At 63.4% G+C, this 18,985-nt stretch carries 15 protein-coding genes; 5 read left to right on the top strand and 10 right to left on the bottom strand.

Going from position 1 to position 18,985, the window contains the following annotated elements; translation table 11 throughout:
• Nucleotides 1–13: 13 nt before the first annotated feature.
• The 3 genes from GWK63_RS06740 to GWK63_RS06750 are packed head-to-tail and all read left to right on the top strand — an operon-like array spanning nt 14 to nt 5,975.
• Nucleotides 14–3,205 carry an efflux RND transporter permease subunit gene (locus GWK63_RS06740; RefSeq protein ID WP_039998759.1) on the top strand — a complete coding sequence of 1,064 codons (3,192 nt, stop codon included), beginning with the start codon at nt 14–16 and terminating at the stop codon, nt 3,203–3,205.
• Nucleotides 3,205–4,392: an efflux RND transporter periplasmic adaptor subunit gene (locus GWK63_RS06745; RefSeq protein WP_007398263.1), complete on the top strand. Its 1,188-nt coding sequence runs from the start codon at nt 3,205–3,207 to the stop codon at nt 4,390–4,392. The genes GWK63_RS06740 and GWK63_RS06745 overlap by 1 nt, the downstream gene beginning before the upstream one ends.
• The gene (locus GWK63_RS06750) at nt 4,389–5,975 is read left to right on the top strand and encodes an efflux transporter outer membrane subunit (RefSeq protein WP_039998760.1); all 1,587 of its coding nucleotides are present in this window, start codon (nt 4,389–4,391) and stop codon (nt 5,973–5,975) included. Before GWK63_RS06745 ends, GWK63_RS06750 begins: the two co-directional genes overlap by 4 nt.
• Nucleotides 5,976–6,071: 96 nt before the next feature.
• On the opposite strand, the gene GWK63_RS06755 is transcribed toward GWK63_RS06750, so the two are convergent.
• The 3 genes from GWK63_RS06755 to GWK63_RS06765 form a co-directional block, all read right to left on the bottom strand.
• Nucleotides 6,072–7,184 (bottom strand): anhydro-N-acetylmuramic acid kinase, encoded by a 1,113-nt coding sequence (locus GWK63_RS06755; protein WP_007398265.1) that lies wholly within the window; start codon nt 7,182–7,184, stop codon nt 6,072–6,074.
• A gap of 8 nt (nt 7,185–7,192) precedes the next feature.
• Nucleotides 7,193–8,119 carry an N-acetylmuramic acid 6-phosphate etherase gene (locus GWK63_RS06760; RefSeq protein WP_007398266.1) on the bottom strand — a complete coding sequence of 309 codons (927 nt, stop codon included), beginning with the start codon at nt 8,117–8,119 and terminating at the stop codon, nt 7,193–7,195.
• Nucleotides 8,120–8,284: 165 nt separating this feature from the next.
• Nucleotides 8,285–9,472 carry a serine hydrolase domain-containing protein gene (locus GWK63_RS06765; protein ID WP_039998762.1) on the bottom strand — a complete coding sequence of 396 codons (1,188 nt, stop codon included), beginning with the start codon at nt 9,470–9,472 and terminating at the stop codon, nt 8,285–8,287.
• Between the two features lie 286 nt (nt 9,473–9,758).
• Between GWK63_RS06765 and GWK63_RS06770 the strand changes: the two genes are divergently transcribed.
• Complete coding sequence (locus GWK63_RS06770; RefSeq protein WP_039998841.1) at nt 9,759–11,219, top strand: sodium:solute symporter; 1,461 nt, start codon at nt 9,759–9,761, stop codon at nt 11,217–11,219.
• A 241-nt stretch (nt 11,220–11,460) separates the two neighbouring features.
• Entirely contained in the window at nt 11,461–12,924 is a 1,464-nt protein-coding gene (locus GWK63_RS06775) for a discoidin domain-containing protein (protein WP_007398271.1), read from the top strand.
• A gap of 38 nt (nt 12,925–12,962) precedes the next feature.
• Here GWK63_RS06775 and GWK63_RS06780 read toward each other — a convergent pair whose 3' ends face one another.
• The 7 genes from GWK63_RS06780 to GWK63_RS06810 all read right to left on the bottom strand — a co-directional run bounded on the left by GWK63_RS06780 (nt 12,963) and on the right by GWK63_RS06810 (nt 18,813).
• Complete coding sequence (locus GWK63_RS06780; protein WP_007398272.1) at nt 12,963–14,231, bottom strand: AGE family epimerase/isomerase; 1,269 nt, start codon at nt 14,229–14,231, stop codon at nt 12,963–12,965.
• Nucleotides 14,224–15,084, bottom strand: coding sequence for a glucose 1-dehydrogenase (locus GWK63_RS06785; RefSeq protein WP_039998763.1), 861 nt, complete (start codon nt 15,082–15,084; stop codon nt 14,224–14,226). The genes GWK63_RS06780 and GWK63_RS06785 overlap by 8 nt, the downstream gene beginning before the upstream one ends.
• A gap of 510 nt (nt 15,085–15,594) precedes the next feature.
• The gene (locus GWK63_RS06790; protein ID WP_039998764.1) at nt 15,595–16,617 is read right to left on the bottom strand and encodes an MYG1 family protein; all 1,023 of its coding nucleotides are present in this window, start codon (nt 16,615–16,617) and stop codon (nt 15,595–15,597) included.
• Between the two features lie 140 nt (nt 16,618–16,757).
• On the bottom strand, nt 16,758–17,138 hold the full coding sequence (locus GWK63_RS06795; RefSeq protein WP_007398277.1) for a hypothetical protein: 381 nt from the start codon (nt 17,136–17,138) through the stop codon (nt 16,758–16,760).
• A gap of 270 nt (nt 17,139–17,408) precedes the next feature.
• Entirely contained in the window at nt 17,409–17,741 is a 333-nt protein-coding gene (locus GWK63_RS06800) for a hypothetical protein (protein WP_039998842.1), read from the bottom strand.
• Between the two features lie 105 nt (nt 17,742–17,846).
• Nucleotides 17,847–18,029: a hypothetical protein gene (locus tag GWK63_RS06805; RefSeq protein WP_007398279.1), complete on the bottom strand. Its 183-nt coding sequence runs from the start codon at nt 18,027–18,029 to the stop codon at nt 17,847–17,849.
• An 82-nt stretch (nt 18,030–18,111) separates the two neighbouring features.
• A complete protein-coding gene (locus GWK63_RS06810) occupies nt 18,112–18,813 on the bottom strand; it encodes a pirin family protein (protein WP_007398280.1) in 702 nt (233 codons plus the stop codon).
• Nucleotides 18,814–18,985: the final 172 nt, after the last annotated feature.

Consider the following 18,985-nt stretch of genomic DNA (forward strand, 5'->3'; position numbering starts at 1 on the left):
AATTGTCCCATCCATGAATGCCATCGTAGTCACCGCACTGCGTCGGCCCTATACCTTTGTGGTGCTGTCGATCCTGATCGTGGTCTTTGGCATCATGGCGGTATTGCGAACGCCGACGGACGTGTTCCCCAATATCAAGATACCGGTCGTGTCCGTTGTCTGGACCTATGGCGGCATGCTGCCCGAGGAATTCGCGGGCCGTATCATCTATAATTACGAACTGATGGTCACCTCTACAGTAGAGGGGATCGAACATATGGAAAGCAGTTCGTATTACGGGCGCGGCATCGTCAACATATACTTCCAGCCCGGCACCGATATCGGCAAGGCGGAAGCCGAGGTCACCGCCATATCGCAGACGGTGATCAAGCAGCTGCCCGAAAACATTCCATCGCCCATGGTCATGAGCCTTGATGCCTCATCCGTGCCGGTGCTTACCCTTCAGGTCACGTCCGACAAGCAGACGCCATCGGACCTGTTCAAGCTGGCGATGATCCGCGTGCGCCCGCTGCTGGTCACCGTGCCGGGGGCCGTGGTGCCGCAGGCCTATGGCGGCATGGACAGTTTTGTCATGGTCGCACTCAACCAGCAGCAGCTTCAGGCGCATCACCTCTCCGCCATGGATGTGCAGAACGCCCTGCGCGGGCAGAACATCGTGCTGCCGGCGGGGGACCAGAAAATCTCGTCCACCGACTGGATGGTCCAGACCAACGCAACCCCGCGATCCATGAAGGAACTGGGCGATATCCCGGTCAAGCGCGTGGGCAATGCCGTGATCTATGTGCACGACGTGGCGGAAGTCTATCGTGGCGGCCACCCGCAGACCAACCTTGTGCTGGTCAAGGGCAAGCAGGGGGTCGAGATCGTTGTCATGAAAAGCGGCGATGCCTCGACGCTGGATGTGGTGGCGGGGGCCAAGGCGCTGCTGCCGCGCATACAGAAACTGCTGCCGCCGGATGTAAAGGTCAGCATCCTGGGGGATGCCTCGGTCTTCGTGAAGGATTCCATTTTCGACGTCGTGCGTGAAATGCTCACGGCCGCCTTCCTGACCGGCATGGTGGTGCTGCTGTTCCTGGGGTCGTGGCGGCCCACGCTCATCATCGCCACCTCCATCCCGCTGGCCATACTGTGCGCCATCATCGGGCTGAACTGGGCGGGGCAGACCATCAATGTCATGACGCTGGGCGGGCTTGCGCTGGCGGTGGGCATTCTGGTCGATGACGCCACGGTGATGATCGAGAACATCGATGCCCATCTGGAAATGGGCAAGGCGCTGGAACCCGCCATCATCGACGCGGCCAACCAGATCGTCATTCCCACCTTTGTCGCCACCACCTGCATCTGCATTGTCTGGCTGCCGCTGTTTGGCCTGAGCGGTGTTGCGGGCTGGCTGTTCATGCCCATGGCGGAAGCCATCATCTTTGCCATGATCGCCTCCTTCATCCTGTCACGCACGCTGGTGCCGACCATGGCCAAGTTCCTGCTGGCCGGCCACAGCGTGGCGGGGCATGGGGATTCCCATCATTGCGAGCCACAGGTCCACAACCTGCAGTATCCAAGGCGCCTGCCCGAGCGTTTCCAGCAGGCGTTCGAACGCGGGTTCAACAATTTCCGTGAAGCCTATGGCGGTGTGCTGAAACGCGCGATTGCGGGGCGCAGGCGGTTCGTGGGCATCTTTCTTGGCGTGTCCGTGTGCTCGCTGGGGCTGTACCTGGTTGCGGGGCGGGATTTCTTTCCTGAAACCAAGTCCGGCACCATCCAGATGCACATGCGCGCGCCCCTTGGCACCCGCATCGAGGTGGCGGGACGCGAAGCCTCGCTGGTGGAGGACCGGATCAACGAACTGTTCCCCGGCAAGGTGGACACCATGATCGAAAACTGCGGCCTGCCCGAAGGGGCGCATAACCAGGCCTTCATTCCAACGCCCACCATCGGCACGCAGGACTGTGACATCACCATCGCACTCAAGGACGAGGAAACGCCGGTATGGGATGACCGTGCCATCCTGCGCCGTGATCTTTCCGCACGTTTTCCCGGCACGGTCTTCACCTTCCAGCCGGCCGACCTGACGGCAAAGATCCTGAACTTCGGCTCCCCGGCCCCCATCGACATCCAGATTTCGGGGCCGGACCTGCGCGATAATTACGATTATGCCCGCCTGCTGGTGAACCGCCTGCGCAGCGTGCCCGGCACGGCCGATGTGGTGATCCAGCAGACCATGAAGACACCGACGCTGTTCGTGCAGGGCAACCGCACCTTTGGCCAGGCCACCGGCATGACGGAAGCGGACCTTGCCAATAACGAACTCATGACCCTGTCAGGCAGCCAGACGGTGGACCCGCAATACTGGCTGGACCCGGCCACGGGCATCACCTTCCCGCTGAATGTTTATGTTTCACAGGACCAGCTGACGCATTTCAACAACCTCATGACCATTCCGGTGGACAAGGGCGATGGCGACCCGCAGGGGCGGCACATGCAGCTGCTGGGTGGCATCAGCAACGTCAGCGCCACCGGCACGCCGGGGCAGGTCTCCCACTTCAACTCCATGCCGGAGGTGGACATCTATGTCTCGGCCGAGGGCGCGGATCTGGGGCAGGTCACGACCGGGGTGCAGCATGTTCTGGACCAGACGCGCGGCAGGGTGCCCACAACCGCCGCCGTGGTCATGCGCGGCCAGACCGAGACCATGCGCCATGCCTATATCGAACTGGTGTTCGGGCTGGTGGTGTCGGTCATGCTGATCTACCTGCTGATCGTGGTGAACTTCCAGTCATGGCTGGACCCGTTCATCATCATTACCGCACTGCCCGGTGCATTGGCCGGGATCGCATGGGCGCTGTTCCTGACCCATACCCGGCTGTCGGTCCCGGCGCTGACGGGGGCCATCATGTGCATGGGCACGGCCACCGCCAATTCCATCCTTGTCGTCTCGTTCGCCCGTGAACGGATCGAGGAACATGGTGACGCGCTGCGTGCAGCACTTGAGGCAGGCTACGGCCGCATCCGCCCGGTGCTGATGACCGCACTCGCCATGGTCATCGGCATGGTGCCCATGGCCATGAGCAATTCCCAGAACGCGCCGCTGGGCCGCGCCGTGATTGGCGGGCTGCTGGTGGCCACCGTGTCCACGCTCCTGTTCGTACCCTGCGTCTATGCAATCCTGCACAACCGCCCGTCCCGCAGCCGGGAGGAAATGAACTGATGTCCACCCTGAATACCCGAAAGATCATGATGCTGGCCGGGGCCGTGGTGCTTGTGGGCTGGTGCGGCACCCTGGTGGTGGGGCGCATCCACCATGCGGGGGCCCTGCGGCGCACGGCGCAGGCGGCCAGCGTGCCGGACGTGATGGTGATTTCACCGCGCAGCGAAGCCCGTCATGTCAGCCTTGACCTGCCCGGCACGGTGGAAGCCTGGTACCAGGCCCCCATCTACCCGCAGGCGTCGGGCTATGTGCGGATGTGGTACAAGGATTACGGTGCCCGCGTTGCGGCAGGCGACGTGCTGGCCGAGATCAACACCCCCGGCCTTGATGCCCAGTTCGCGCAGGCGCAGGCGGACCTGCAGTCCTCGCAGGCAAAATATGACCTGGCCGTCGTCACCGCCCAGCGCTGGCGGCTGATGGGCAAGTCACAGGCGGTGTCCGGCCAGTCGGTTTCCGTGCAGGACGCGAACGAGAAATCCGCCGCCGCCGACCTGGAGGCCGCGCGCCACAACCTGGACCGCTATGCCGCCCTTGAGCGCTTCAAGGTCATCGTCGCCCCCTTTGATGGCGTGGTGACCGAGCGTGACATCAATGTGGGCGATTACGTGCATGAAGGCGGCGGCAACCTGAACGCGTCGGGTGCGGCCAGCGAACTGTTCAGCGTGGCGGATACGCACCAGATGCGGCTGTTCGTCTCCATTCCTGAAAACATGTCCTACATCCTCCAGCCCGGCCTGCATGCCAGCGTGCAGGTGCCGCAGTTCCCCGATCGCCGGTTCGAGGCCAGGTTCCTGACCGTATCAGGCGGCTATGACCCGGATACGCGCACCAGTGTGAGCGAGTTCGTGATTGACAATACCGACCACGCCCTGTGGCCCGGAACCTTCGCCGCCGTCACCCTGACAGCACCCGAACAGGCCGCCCACCAGACCATTCCCACCGGCGCGCTGGTGTTTCAGGAGCACGGCATGCAGGTGGCGGTGGTGGACGGGCAGGGGATCGCGCATTTCCACGATATTACCGTGGGCCGCATGGGCGATGGCGCGACGCAGGTCCTCTCTGGCGTGTCGGCCAATGACCGGATCATCGACAACCCGCCCGCCGACCTGCTGGAAGGCGAGAAGGTGCATGTGGTCCAGCCAGCCACCGGCTACAGCAACGATACAGACGAAAAGGACGATGAATGATGGCCAACCGCATTCGCCGTTCCGTATGCAGGGGCGGGGCTTCGGCGCTGGCGCTGGTATCACTTGCGGGGTGTGACCTGGCCCCCGCCTACCATGCGCCGCGTTACGTCATTCCCGCCACATGGCAGGGGCAGGCGCCCTTTGCCGTGGCGCAGCCGATGGATGACCGCATTCCCGCCAACTGGTGGACCGGCTTTGCCGACCCGAGGCTGGATGAACTGGAAACACTGGCCGCCGACCATAACGGGGACCTGCAGGCCGCCAGCGAGCGCTTTTTGCAGGCGCGCGCGATTGTCAGTGAAGCGCGTGCCGACCTGCTGCCCCATTTCGGGCTGGCCTTTGGCGGCAGCAACAACAAAAGCTCGGCCGAGCGGCTGTTCCGCTACAAGGGGCCGATTACGGATTCAGATGAATTCTATGGTGGCATGGCCTCGTGGGAGCCGGATTTCTGGTCATCCATCCGCAATCGCGTGAGGTTGCAGAAGGATTATGCACAGGAAGCGGCGGCGCAATACGCGTCCGCCCGGCTCAGCCTGCAGGCGGAACTGGCCAGTGATTACTTCACCCTGCGCGGGCTGGACGCGCAGGCGGCCATCTATACCCAGTCCATCGGCTATTATGAGGAATCCCTGCGCGTGACCCAGACCCGGCTGGTGGACCAGGCGGCATCACAGCTGGATGTGGCACGCGCGCAGAACCAGCTTTACACCACCCAGGCCCGCCTGCTGGACATCCAGGCCCAGCGCGAGGTGATGGAACATGCCATTGCGGTTCTGGTCAATGTCGCACCATCCGCCTTCCATATCCCGGCGGATGCGCACCTGAATGCAACGCGGTTCACCCTGTCCGCCGGTGTGCCGTCGGACCTGCTGCAGCGCAGGCCCGACATTGCCGTGGCCGAACGCCAGATGGCGCAGGCCAACCGCGCCATTGGCATAGCGCGGGCGGCGTTCTACCCGCATGTCTCGTTCCAGATGAATGGCGGGTTTGATGACAATGGCTTCAACCTGGCCAACCTTGCCAACTCCATGTGGTCCTATGGTGCCACCGTGACCATGCCGGTGTTTGAAGGCGGCCTGCGCCGCGCGCAGTTGCAGCAGAGCTGGTCCGCCTACCGTGAAACCCGCGACCATTACCGCATGACCGTCCTGACCGCCTTCCGTGATGTGGAGGATGGCCTGTCGCGCACAAGGCGGCTGGATGGTGAAAACGACCGCCTGCACGCGGCCGTAGGCGCTGCCAGCCAGACACAGGACATTACCATGAACCTGTACAAGGGGGGGCTTGCCACCTATCTGGATGTGCTGATTGCCCAGGTCAGCACGCTGGATGCCCGCATCCAGCAGGTCGAGGTCCAGACACGCTACCTGCAGGCCCGCGTCGGGCTGATCCGCGCGTGTGGCGGCGGGTGGGACATGGCGCGGCTTCCCGCGCCGGACAAACTGTTCTCGGTTGATCCGCTCCAGTATTCCGGCCTGCATAACGCGCGCCCGGCGGGCGACGTGCCGGCCCCGCACAGCCATGGGCCGGATGCGGATGATGACCTGACCGGGCCTGTGCTTTCACCAACCCTGCGCCCGTGACGCGTGGATCATCGTTAAAGGTTTCCGGGTGCCGCCTTTTTTGCAAAGGCGGCATTCCCTGAAGCTTTCTGGAACAAGCCTGACCAGGAAAATCCGCTATTTTTCCATCACTGTGCTGATCCATGACGGAACGGACAGTCCCGCACAGGTCAGGCGGCCGCCGGACAGGTTTTCCGGCCCGCCTGTAATCGTGGGGGCGGAAAGCGGCAGGCCGCGCAGGCTGCGGGCGGCCAGGAAGCCGAAACACTGCGCCTCCAGCGCATCTCCGTTCCAGCCCAGTTCGTCCACCGTCCCGACCGGGGTGCCCAGTGCGGCGCGCAGTCCCTGCATCAGGACGGGGTTGTGCCGTCCCCCGCCACATACATACCAGCGCGTGGGCCGGACAGGCAGCGGCGTGCGGCGGATGGCCTCGATGGTAAAGGCGGCCAGCGTGGCCGCGCCATCGGCGGGGCTACAGGTGGAAACAAGCCCGAGGGCCGCGGCAAATGTCTGGCGGTCCAGCGATTTGGGGGCAGGGCGGGCAAAATAGGGATCGGCCAGCAGCTGCGCCACCATGGCCCGGTTGACCGTGCCCGCGCGGGCCAGCCTGCCATCCACGTCACATGCCGTGCCGGTGTGGCGGAAGGCCCAGTCATCCAGCAGGGCATTGCCCGGCCCGGTGTCACAGGCATGGATGCTTCCGTCCGCGCCAACAAGCGTTACATTGGCAACCCCGCCAATGTTCAGCACCGCCACCGGTCCCGGCACGTCGTGCAGCAGGGCGGCGTGGAACCAGGGTACCAGCGGTGCCCCTTCACCACCGGCGGCGACATCCGCGCTGCGGAAGTCGTGCACCACCGCCAGCCCCGTTGCGCGTGAAAGCAGGGCCGCATCACCAGTCTGCCATGTCAGCCGGCGCTGTGGCGCATGCAGGATGGTCTGGCCATGGAAACCGATCAGGTCGATATCGGGCACAAGCGCGCGTACCTGCCGCACCGCATCGATATGGTGGCGGGTGATCTCATGCTCCACGGCCTTCAGTTCGGGGTCATCGGGGTGAAGGGTCGGGGCACGGTCGAGGATTTTGCGCGCACGCTGGCGCAGTGCCGCCCCATAGGGCAGGCTGAGCGCGGGGCCAAAGGCGGCAATCCGTTCGCCATCGGTGCGGACAATGGCGGCATCCACACCGTCAAGCGATGTACCGCTCATAAGGCCGATGGCCGTGAGCATGGGGTGTGTCATGTCCCGCTGGCAGGCGGCATGGCAAGCCCCGGGATCGTGCGCAGATTGCCGCCATGGGCGTCAAGCAGGGCTTCAACCTGTGCGGCGGGAATGCCCGAACAGATCATTACCGCGCGTTTGACATTGAACCCTGTGGTCTCCAGCGCGGCCAGCGCCTGCCGTTCGCTACAGCCCGCAAGGCCGCGGACCATCCGGCACGCGCGCTGGCGCAGCTTGGCATTGACCACGCGCATGTCCACCATCTGCCCGCGATAGGCATGGCCCATGCGGATCATGAGGGTTGTGGACATCAGGTTCAGCGTCGCTTTCTGTGCCGTGCCCGCCTTGAGCCGGGTGGAACCGGAAATGACTTCCGGCCCCGTCACCACGGCAACACCCAGTTCGGCTTCGCGCAGCAGCCTGCCGTCACGATTGCACGCGATGCCTATGGTCAGGCTGCCCGCCGCGCGTGCCGCCGCAACCGCCGCACAGGTATAGGGGGTTGAACCGCTGGCGGCGATGCCCAGCACCACGTCATCCGGGCCGGGCTGATGGGCCAGTATGTCCGCGCGGGCCACGTCCTCGCGGTCCTCGGCACCTTCGGCGGCCTGGTACACGGCGTCCTGCCCGCCGGCCAGCAGCAGCACCAGACGTTCCGGCGCCCAGCCGAAGGTGGGCAGCAGTTCCACCCCGTCCTGCATGCCGATCCGCCCCGATGTGCCAGCCCCCACATAAAACAGCCGCCCCCCCACCAGCAGGCGTGGCAGGGCGCGTTCAACACAGCGCTCCAGTTCCGGTATCGCGGCACGGACGGCGGCGATGGCGCTCATCTGGGATTCCACCAGTGCATCCAGAACGGCTGCCGTGGGCCAGATATCCACATCCGCGTAACGGGGGTCCTGTCGTTCCGTGGCGATGGATGGGGGGCTGCCGTTCGGGGTCATGTCTCAATCAACTTGCTGGAATGAATGGAAAAATGGCCTGAAGGCTGTCTGACAGCCCTACCGGGAAACGTCCTGTAATCATGAAGGGGGGACTGGTGAAGCTTTTTTTGGACAGGCTTCTGGAACCTTTCACTGTTTTAATCAGCGGGTTTTCAGACAGTTCCCTTATCCCCCTGCCGGGCCCAGCAGGGCCAGGGCGGCGGCGGTCGCGACATCATGGCGCAGGCGCACGACATTGCCATGCCCGTCCGGGTGCAGGCGGCTGGTCAGGATCAGCACATAGCTGTCACTGCCGGGGTCCAGCCAGAGCGACGTGCCGGTAAAGCCGGTATGGCCAAAGGAGCCGACGGGAAACCTGTCCCCCCGGGGGGAGGAGTAATGCGTGGCAATATCCCACCCCAGCCCCCGCAGGTCCGACCCGCCCCGTGGCTGCTGCGCGGTGGTCATGAGCATCAGGGTACGGGCCTGCAGGGGATAGGTGGATGGCCTGCCCGCGCGGCGGTCCAGCAGCGCCTGTGCATAGACACACATGTCCTGCGCGGTGGAAAACAGTCCCGCGTGCCCGGCAACCCCGCCCATGCGCCGGGCGGAGGGGTCATGCACCTGCCCGCGCAGCATGTGGCCGTTCTCATCGGGCTGGGTGGGGGCGATGCGTGCGGACCATTCATCCGGCGGCAGGAAGCCGGACTGCCGCATGCCCAGCGGGGTCAGGATGAAGCGCCGGGCATAGGCATCCAGCGTCAGGCCGGACAGTTTTTCCACCAGGAAACCCAGCGTGATGAAATTGATGTCGCTGTAGATGAATCCGCTGCCCGGTGGCTGCGTGGGCGCGGTTTCCATGGTCAGGCGGAAGGCGGTGTTACGCCCCTGCCACGCATGGGCCAGGTCCAGATCCGGCGGCAGGCCGGAATAATGGGTCAGCAGGTGCCGGATCGTAATGCCGGCCTTACCGGCGGCGGCAAACTGCGGCAGGTAGCGCGCGACGGGATCGTCCAGCCCGAACAGGCCGCGTTCCCACAACTGCATGACGGCAGGGGCGGTAATGGTGGGCTTGGTCAGTGAGGCCATGTCGAACACCGTGTCCCATGTCATGGCCTGGGCTGTGGGGGTGACGGCGCGCCTGCCATAGACGGCCCGGTGTACCACCTGCCGGTCATGGCCGATGGCACAGACCACACCGGGGGCCTCGCCCCGTGTCACGGCCTGCCGCAGCCTGCTGTCCACCGCGCGCATGTCCGGGGCGGGGGCGTGGTGGCCGTGTGCGTGGGGGGCACAGGCGGCCAGTGTGGCGGCCCCCGTCAGCATCAGCACATGGCGGCGTCTCAGCCGGGTGGCGGCGGGGAAAACATGCATGGTGCCATGGGTCCGTTATAAAGACGGCATGCCGGATGCCCGATGCACCAGCCATACCGTTATCGGCCTGCAATGACAACGCTGCGCCCCGGCGCCATGGGGCGCGGGTGTGGTCGCGGCAGGGGAACGGTCGAAAAAAATCGTTTTCACCTGCCGTGAAAACCGGGCGGCAGGGCCCGTCGCGCACGGGCATGGGGGCAGGCCGCTGCGGTCGTGCGTCTTTTCCGGTTTCCCCGTAACAGGGTTTGCGGTCATATGCTCCGGGTTTGTGGCTGATGGAACCGGTATGTCCGCTATCGATCTTTCGATTATCTGCCTGTACTGCCTGGCCCTGCCGGGTATCGCATATGCCCTGTCGGGGCGGCAGGATTCCGTTTCCGCCTATCTTGGGGGGCGGCACGACCTGCCATGGTGGGTCATCTGCCTGTCCCTTGTGGCGACCGAAACCTCGACCCTGACCATCATCAGCATACCCGGCATGGCCTATGGCAGCGGCATGGTGTTCGTGGGGCTGGCGGTGGGGTACGTCATTGGCCGGGCGCTGGTTGCGTGGCTGTTCCTGCCCCATTATTTTTCGGGGCATGTGGGCAGCGTGTACCAGTATCTGGGCCAGCGCTTCGGGGCGGGGATGGAGCGCACCGTGTCCCTGACGTTCCTGGTCATGCGCGTGCTGGCCGAAGGGATCAGGCTGTTCGCGGGCATGCTGCCGGTCGCGGCCATCCTGTCCGCCCTGCACTGGTTGGTGCCGCAATGGGGGATCATGCTGGTCATTGTCGGGCTGACGCTGTTCTATACCATGGCAGGCGGCCTGCGGGCGGTGGTATGGTCCGATGCGCTCCAGCTTGCGGTGTACGCGGCAGGGGCGCTGGCCTGTGTCGCGCTGCTGTACCATCAGGCCACGGACCAGCAGATTTACATGCTGCGCCATTCCAGCAGGTTCCATCTGTTCCACAGGTCCACCTTGTATTTTCTCGATCCCTACACGCCCTGTGCCGCCATGATTGGCGGGGCCATCATGTCCATGGCCTCGCACGGGACGGACCAGCTGCTGGTGCAGCGCGTGCTGGCGGCACGGACGCTGGGCGATGCCAGAAAGGCGCTGGTGGGCAGCGGCATCATGGTCGGCTGCCTGTTTGCCCTGCTGTCACTGGTGGGGATGCTGCTATGGGCGCGGAATGATGAAAGGCCGCTATCCGCGCTGGGCCTGAGCACATCGGATGCCCTGTTCCCCGATTTTATCGTCCATGACCTGCCGCCCGGCCTGGCGGGGCTGCTGGTGGCGGGGCTGCTGAGTGCGACGATGGGCTCGCTGTCCGCCACGCTCAACGCCATGGCCAGTGCCACGTTGCTGGATTTCGCCGCTCCCTGCCGGGTTGCCGCACGGTACCTGCGTGTCTCCCTGCTGGTTTTTGCCCGGCTGGTGACGGTGCTGTGGGCCGTGGTGCTTGTGGTGGCGGCCCTTGTTTTTGCCAACAGCCATGGGCCGGCGGTGGTGTTCGGGCTGTCGGTGGCGTCATGTTCGTATGGCGCCATGCTCGGGGCCTTTGTCCTTGCCCTGTTCAGCACGCGGATACGCGGGCGTGAGGTGCTGCCCGCGTTCCTCATCACGCTTGGCGTGGTCTGCGGGGCCATGCTGTTCTGGCGGCCCCATGGGCATGCCATCGCCTTTACATGGCTGGTGCCGCTGGGTGTCATCGTGATGTCCCTCTGCACCCTGCTGGCACGGCGCTTCGCGCCGGGTGGCTGAGCGGTCCTTTCCATATGCGGGGCGCGTGTACGGGGGCGCGGGGCATTTTCCCTGCGTGCCCGCCCGTGCCGTGCGGCCCTGCTGGCGCAGGTGTGAACGGGGCGTTGCAATAAGCGCGGCGGCGGTAAGATTTCCGTTAGTAAATTTGCGTAGGGTGCCCGCGTCCGGACACTGAAACCGGACCATGAAGCGGATGGGGCGGACGTGTTTTCCACACCCTACACAATATATGGGAACTGTAATGCGCAAAGTATATGATTGCTTTTCTTTTTTTGATGAGCTTGATATACTTGATATCAGGTTGCGTGAATTAAATGATATTGTTGATTATTTTGTAATATGCGAATCGTCACTGACCTTCAATGGTGACCCGAAACCCAAGCTGTTCCTGGAAAATGCCGGGCGGTACAAACGTTACCAGGACCGGATCATCCATTTTTCCGTTGATTTTTTTCCCGCCGGTTCCGATCACTGGAGCCGCGATACCTACCAGAAGGAGCAGATCAGGAAAGCCATTGCCCATGTCCGGCCCGATGACCTGATCATCTTTTCCGATGTCGATGAAATACCGCGCAGGGCTGCGCTGCAGAAGGCCCTGGAGTTTGATGGCGTCACCCAGTTTTCAATGAATATGTATCAGTATTATCTCAACATGGTATACCGCCATGACTGGGATGCGGCCTATGCGCTGCCTAAAAAATATCTTGATGCCCTGGATGTGGAAAAAAAGGGCGGGAACGACAGCCTGAGCGTGGCGCGCTACAACATGCCCGCAATCGCCCGGACTGCCGGCATCGCGCATAATGTCATCCATGATGCCGGGTGGCATTTCACCCATATGGGCGGGGTGGAGCGGTTACTGAAAAAGTTTTCGTCCTATGCCCATGCTCATGATTTCTGGCCCAATCTCATGAAGGATGAAAAACGCCTGCGGCAGCAGATCGATATCGGCATCCGGATATGGTCCGCCGATGAACTGGCCCGCTATGTGCCCGTGGATGAAAGCTATCCCATATTTGTAAGGGAAAATATCGAGTATTTCAAAAACAGGGGCTACATAAAGGATATATATGAAGCCCATGCGGCATTGCAGGACCTGTTCATTGACCTGAAACGGGAATATGCCTTTTCCACGCTTGGCACGGAAAGGAAACTGTCCCGGCTTGGCTATCTCAACCCGCTGGAATATGTGGATTTCGCGCATCTGGATGCGGTCCGGCTGGATTATCTCGGGCTTGCGCGCCCGCAGGGCACCCTGGTCAGCGGCGGCAAGCGGGCCACCCAGAGTTCACGCTCCATCTGGTCCCATGGCGCGCAGCCTGAAGATGACGCCAGCCGGGCACTCGTGGGCCAGCCCACCGGCCGGTTCAGCTTTCATACGGATGCCGAAATCGATCCATGGTGGCGGGTGGATCTGGAAGACATACACGAAATTGCGGAAATCCGTATTTTCAACAGGGTCATTCCCCATACGGAATTTCATGAATACGAGCGGCGGCTGGATAATGTGCAGATCAGTATCTCGGAAGATGACGTGAACTATACCTGCATCTATTTTCACAACCAGGAAGCGGCAATTGGCGGCATTGATGGCAGGCCCCTGATCTTCCATCCCAAAAAAGGGCTGGGCGCCAGATATGTCAAGATACACATCACTGGCGCGCAGATGCTGCATCTGGACAAGGTATACATATACCGGCGGTAGGGCATTGAGAAAAAACGGCCATCGATGTTTCCGGCGGCTCAGCTTCCCGGCCGGGTAACGGCCGTCGCAAGGCTGGGGGCAAGCGGCAGCAGCGGCATAATGGTGGCCTGCCATGCATGATACAGGTCCGCCTTGCCTGCCTGGATTGTGCTGGAGGGATGATTGTGTTCATCCAGTTCCTGTATCCACCCGCCCTGCTGGCGGTCGATCATGTAGGTATCGATATAATCCCAGATCGTGCGGTACCAGTGCTCGTAACGCTGGTGGCCCGTCCGCTTGAGCAGGGCGGCGGCGGCGGTCATCGCTTCGGCCTGGCACCAGTGCGGGCGATTGTGCACGACCGGCCTGCGCGCCCAGTCGATTGTATAAAGCAGGCCGGGTGCGCCATCACGCTGCCAGCCGTTGTTCATGCCGCTGTGGAACAGTTCGATCGCGTCCTCCACCAGCCATGGCGGCGCGTGGCCGTCCGCGCGCAGCAGGGCCGCTTCCAGCCTGAGCAGCAGATGCGCCCATTCCACGAAATGCCCCGGTGTCATGCCGTACGGGCGCAGGGCATCGGCTGGCCTGTCGCGGTGGTCGTCCTTCAGTACGCCCCATTCCCGGCTGTAATGTTCAGGCAGGCAGTAGCCCGCATCGCGTGCGTAGGTGTGGATGAAGCGTTCCGCAATACGCAGCGCCCGGTGCCGCCACACCCCGTTGCCGGTTACGTCCGCCACCGCCATGCAGGCTTCGACGGAATGCATGTTGGCGTTCGCGCCGCGATAGTCTTCCTCATCCGACCAGTCCGCCGCGAAACTTTCACGGAATACGCCTTCCGCCTCGCTCCAGAAATGCCGCTCCCATATGGGCAGGGCAGTATCAAGCAGTTCACGCCCGCCCGCCACCCCGGCCACATGGGCGGAGGAGGCGGCAAGAGCTACAAAGGCATGCAGGTACGCCTGCTTGCGGGACTCTTCGGGTGGTTTTCCGTTTATGGCCGGTGTCAGGTACCAGCCGCCATGGTCATGGTCCTCCAGCGCGCCACGCAGGCTGGCCACGCCATGGGCGGCCAGCGGTGCGCAGCCGGGCAGGCCACGGCCCATGGCCACGGCATGGACATGGGTCATGCGCGCGGTCAGCGTGCCGTCCGCCACGGCCCCGGGTTGCAGCCGCCCGTCATCGCCCAGCGCCGCAAAGCCGTGGGGCACGCGTGATGGCTTGGAGAAATCCAGCAGCCGCTGGCCCTGCATGTCCAGCCAGTGGCGATGCGGCGCAAGCCGGAGCCACGACGAGACAGGCAGCACAAGCCCCGCCAGCGGTTCAGCCATTGATGATCATCCCGCCATTCACATGCAGCGTCTGCCCCGTGACATAGGATGAATCCCGCGCGGCCAGGTAGACATAGGCCGGACCCAGTTCGCTTGGCTGGCCCACGCGCTCCATGGGGGTTTTCTGGCCCAGTTCGGCCACGGCCTGCGGGTCCACCGGCCCCCAGCTTGCGGGTTGCAGCGGGGTCCAGACGGGGCCGGGTGCTACGGCGTTGACACGGATGCCTTTGGGCGCAAGCTGCAGGGCCAGGGCGCGGGTAAAGCCCATTTCCGCGGCTTTCGTGGTGGTATAGGCCACCAGTGACGTATTGCCCGCAAAGGCATTGATGGACGATGTATTGATGATCACGCTGTCACGCCCCAGATGGGGCAGGGCGGCGCGCGCGATGTAGAAATAACCGTTGATGTTCACATCCATGTGGCGCTGCCAGAGTTCATCGGTAATATCGGTCAGGTCATTGCTGACATACTGCACCCCGGCATTGTTCACCACGATATCAAGGCCGCCAAATGCCGCCACGGTGCGCGCGACCGCATCATTGCAGACCGCGCTGTGTGACACGTCGCCCCGGATGGCCAGGCCGCGCATGCCCTCGGCTTCAATCTGGCGGATGGTTTCCTGCGCGTCCTCGTCTTCTTCAAGGTAAAGAATGGCGACATCCGCGCCCTCGCGTGCAAAATGCAGTGCGGCGGCACGCCCGATGCCACTGTCCCCGCCTGTAATCAGCGCCCTGCGGCCCGACAGCTTGCCGCTGCCTTTGTAGTCCGCGCGGATATGCTCGGCCCGCGGGTCCATCAGGCGTTCGATGCCGGGCTGGTGTGGCTGGCTCTGTGGCGGGATGGTCGGGGTCATGGTTTCTCCAGCATGGCTGTTGAAAGGCTATGCGCGCTGAACGCCAGGGGGGCGCAATATGTTGCATGCTGATTGCGTCATGACGTGTAGAATAATAAAAATACAGAATTGTCTTAATATTAAAAATGGAAGTATTTGATGTTCCGTGACGTATTATTTAAAAATGCCATGCGGCTTATCTGGAGTGCATGCCGTGGCGTACAGCCTGCGGGGGGGCTGCCTGAAGCAACAATATTGGAAAACATCCCGTAATCATAAGGATGTTTTTGGTTAAGATTTTTTTCAGAAAGCTTCGGGGCATGTCGCCTTTTTAAAAAAAAGGCGCGGCCCGGAAACGTTTGTTTTCCAGACAGGCTGTTTCATTTACGTGGAAATGATGACCGTGGCGGTGATGCCAGACCTGTGCTTGCCTGCCTTGCCCTGTTCAGGGGTGGTTTCCGGTCAGGTTTCTGCCGGCAGGCATCAGGGGGATGTACCCGCCCGCAGGTTTTCCGCAGGCGGGACGGGGGTTCAGGCAGAAGCCTGGGCTGCGTCGATTTCCAGCGCCAGGGTGGCCATGCGGATCGCACCCGCCTTGCTGGCCGCGCCGCAGATGAAGCGCGCGGGGTGGGCAAACACCGCATCCGGCACGCCCGATACCCGGGCCAGTGTCTCGCCATCCAGTCCGCGCCAGGCTTCGGGCAGGGAGACGCGCTGGCCAAAATCGCCGCGCGTGGGGGGAACGGCCTTGACGTTCCAGCGGTCCTGCCCGGCGGGGGAGACGACATAGACGACCGGCAGGTCATGCTCGAAAATCACCTTTTCCGTCGGCATGCCCGTATCCATTACCAGAACGCGCTTGTCCTGTGCTGCCTCGAATGCCGCCAGCACGCGGCCTGCGGCTTTCAGGCTGGCGCGCACGCGGTCCACCGTATTGACCAGATAGCCCGCAACCGTGGTCGCGGCTTCGGCAAAGCCGGCCGCCTCGCGCAGGCGTGCCTGTTCGGGGCCGTACAGTTCGGCCGTGTCCCATGTGGGGCGGCAGGCGGACACGATATCGGCCAGCGACAGCTTGCCCATCTTGGCCACGCCGTTGTCATCCTGATCGATCGGCAGGACCAGTGATTTGTCAATTGCCTGCCAGATGGCGGGCAGGTCCGCCTCATCCACCGGGGTGGCCAGCATGTTGCGGATGGCGGCGATGCCGTAATCCTTCCACAAAAGCCCCGCCGCGCTGTAGGGCGTGCCATCCTCCCGCAGGGGCTTGTCCTTCATGTGGTGGTCGTAGCGGCCCGTGGCGGGGTCATGGCGGCCGCCCACGTCAAATACGATGTCGGCCGCCGCAATGCGTTCGGGTGCGCGGGTGCGGGTGAAGTGCAGCCGGTCATCGGGCACGTTGCCCACAACGCGGCCCGCCAGGTCACCCTGCGGGGCCAGGGCGTAGTGCAGGATGACATAGCCCAGCGTTTCATCCAGATGGAAATTCCCCGAATGGGTTACGGCGGTGATGGTGCCGTGACCATTGTCAAGGCCGATGGGGGTGTGTTGGGACATGGGGGAACCTGCGGCTGGGGTGGACAATCTGCTGCCCCTCATGCCGCAAAGGCGCAGGCAAGACAATATCCCCGGTGGAATATCCCCAGTGGAACATTCCCGGCGGCCAGCCTGCCATTCCCGTTGCCCGCTGTCCGGGTTCAGCTGGCCATGGCCGCCTTTGTCAGCACCTGCGTGCAGGCCACATGGCGCCGGGGCATGTCCAGATCGGTCAGGCGCAGCCCGCCCGCCTGCGTGGCGGGCCGGATCACGCCCGCCGTGCCAAGGGCGTAATCCATGTTGCCCCGTTCATCGGCTGGTACCGCGCCGGTCCGGGCAATCAGCAGGTCCAGCAGGCGGGTGGCGTCCGCCACCGGCGCAAGTCCGTTGCCGATGCAGAAGTTGAGATAGCCTGCCACCCGCGCCCCCGGTGCATTTTCAATCAGGGGTTGTGGATCGGTAGGGGCGGCGGCATGGGCGGATGCATTCAGTTCCAGCACCAGCATGGTGACGGGCAGAAACAGGGCAAGGGAGCGGCGCATGGCTTTCCATCCTTCTGGCAGGATGTAAAAACAGGGCCGCGCAGTGCCACGCCCCTGATCCCGCTGGAGCGGTAAAGTCGGGACGGGACCAGTGGTTGCAGGCGCCCGCCACGCTTTTTTCCGGTACGACGGATCGGGACTGCATTGCACGGGACAGCAGGAAGCCCTTACCGGAAGGCTGCGGGGAACGCCGCCTTTTTGACAGAAGGCGGCACCCGGAAACCCTGCTCTTTTCTACCGGCGGGAAAAGGCGCGCCTTCCCGTCCGGGGTTATAGCGGGGTGCCGGTCAGATCATCCAGCAGGCTGTCAAGAAAGGTGTGGGGCCGTGCAGCCCTGTTCTGCTGGTCGGGGCTGGCGGTGGTATCGGCAGGTGGGGCAGGGTTGCGGCCTGCCGCCAGATCCCACAGGTACTGGGCGCGCGTCCGTTCCGCCTGCATGGAAGCAGCTGCCTGTCGCAGGCTGTCCAGCGCGGCGCGGGCGTGTTCATCGCCTTTCTGTGCGAGGGGGATCAGCGCTTCGGCCGCATCGCTTACGCGGGCCTGGCTTTCCTCGATCTGGGTGCCCAGACTGAAATAGGCTTCCGCCACGGCTTTCGGGTCCATGATCTTCCTCTCCACGGTCATTGGCGGGGCAGGGTAGCGCAATCATCCCATGGGCGGGAGCCGGTTCGGGCATGGCAGCCATACGCCCCCCGGCAGGTCCCCGCGTTACCAGCGGCCGCCACCGCCGCCCATCGGGCCACCCCGGTACGGCCTGCCGCCACGGCGGTCATATCCGTCACCGTAATACCCGTCATGCCAGCCCCGGTCATGGTGGTGGCGGGGGCCGTAACATCCCGCAAGTGAGAGCACCGTGGCAAGGATGGTCGTGATCTTCACGGTATGGCGCATCGGAACCTCCTGTAACATGAAGGGGGAACGCCGCAGCCCGGCGGAAGTTCGGGCGGCCCGCGGGGCCGCCCGCCCCGATGGATCAGGGGACCGTATCGACCAGCACGACCTCGGCATCCTCCAACGCGCGCACGCGCAGTATGTCGGTGGCGGAAATGGCGGCACCATCACGCTCGCCCACACGCATGCCCTCTATTTCCACCGCGCCACGCGCGGGAACCAGATAGCCCAGCCGCCCGGCACCCAGCGGGTATTCCACCACCTGGTCCTTGCGGAGCGTGGCGCCCAGTACGCGGGCATCGGTATTGATGGGCAGGGCGTCGGTATCGTCCCGGCTGCCCGATGCCAGCACCACGAACCGGCCCGCACGGTCATCCCTGGGGAAGGCACGCGTGCCCCATGAAGGCGCATGTCCCGCGCGGTCGGGCATGATCCAGATCTGGAACAGCCGGGTCGGCACGTCATCGCGGTTGTATTCGCTGTGGCGGATACCCGTGCCGGCGGACATGACCTGTACATCACCCGCTTCCGTGCGGCCGGTATTGCCCAGGCTGTCCTGATGGGTAATCGCGCCCTCGCGCACATAGGTGATGATTTCCATGTCACGGTGCGGATGGGTGCCAAAGCCCGTGCCGGGGGCAATCATGTCATCATTCCAGACCCGCAGCGCACCCCAGTGCATGCGCGCGGGGTCATGGTAACTGGCGAAGGAGAAATGATGCCGGGCATCCAGCCAGCCATGGTTGGCGTGGCCCAGCCTGTCAAAGGGACGGATCTCGATCATCTGCCTTACTCCATTTTCCGTGTTCGTGCAGGCATGGTAACGCAGGGCTGTGATGGCATATATGGAAATGATGGAAATATATCGTTTCCATATATTATACCTTATGGATTATCCGGGAATGCCGGGGCAGCCCGTCATCATATGCGTGTTTTTTAAAAAACAGTTTGACAAA

Origin of the sequence: Komagataeibacter rhaeticus (assembly GCF_011611525.1) — a bacterium.
In the GTDB taxonomy this organism is placed as follows: Bacteria; Pseudomonadota; Alphaproteobacteria; order Acetobacterales; family Acetobacteraceae; genus Komagataeibacter; species Komagataeibacter rhaeticus.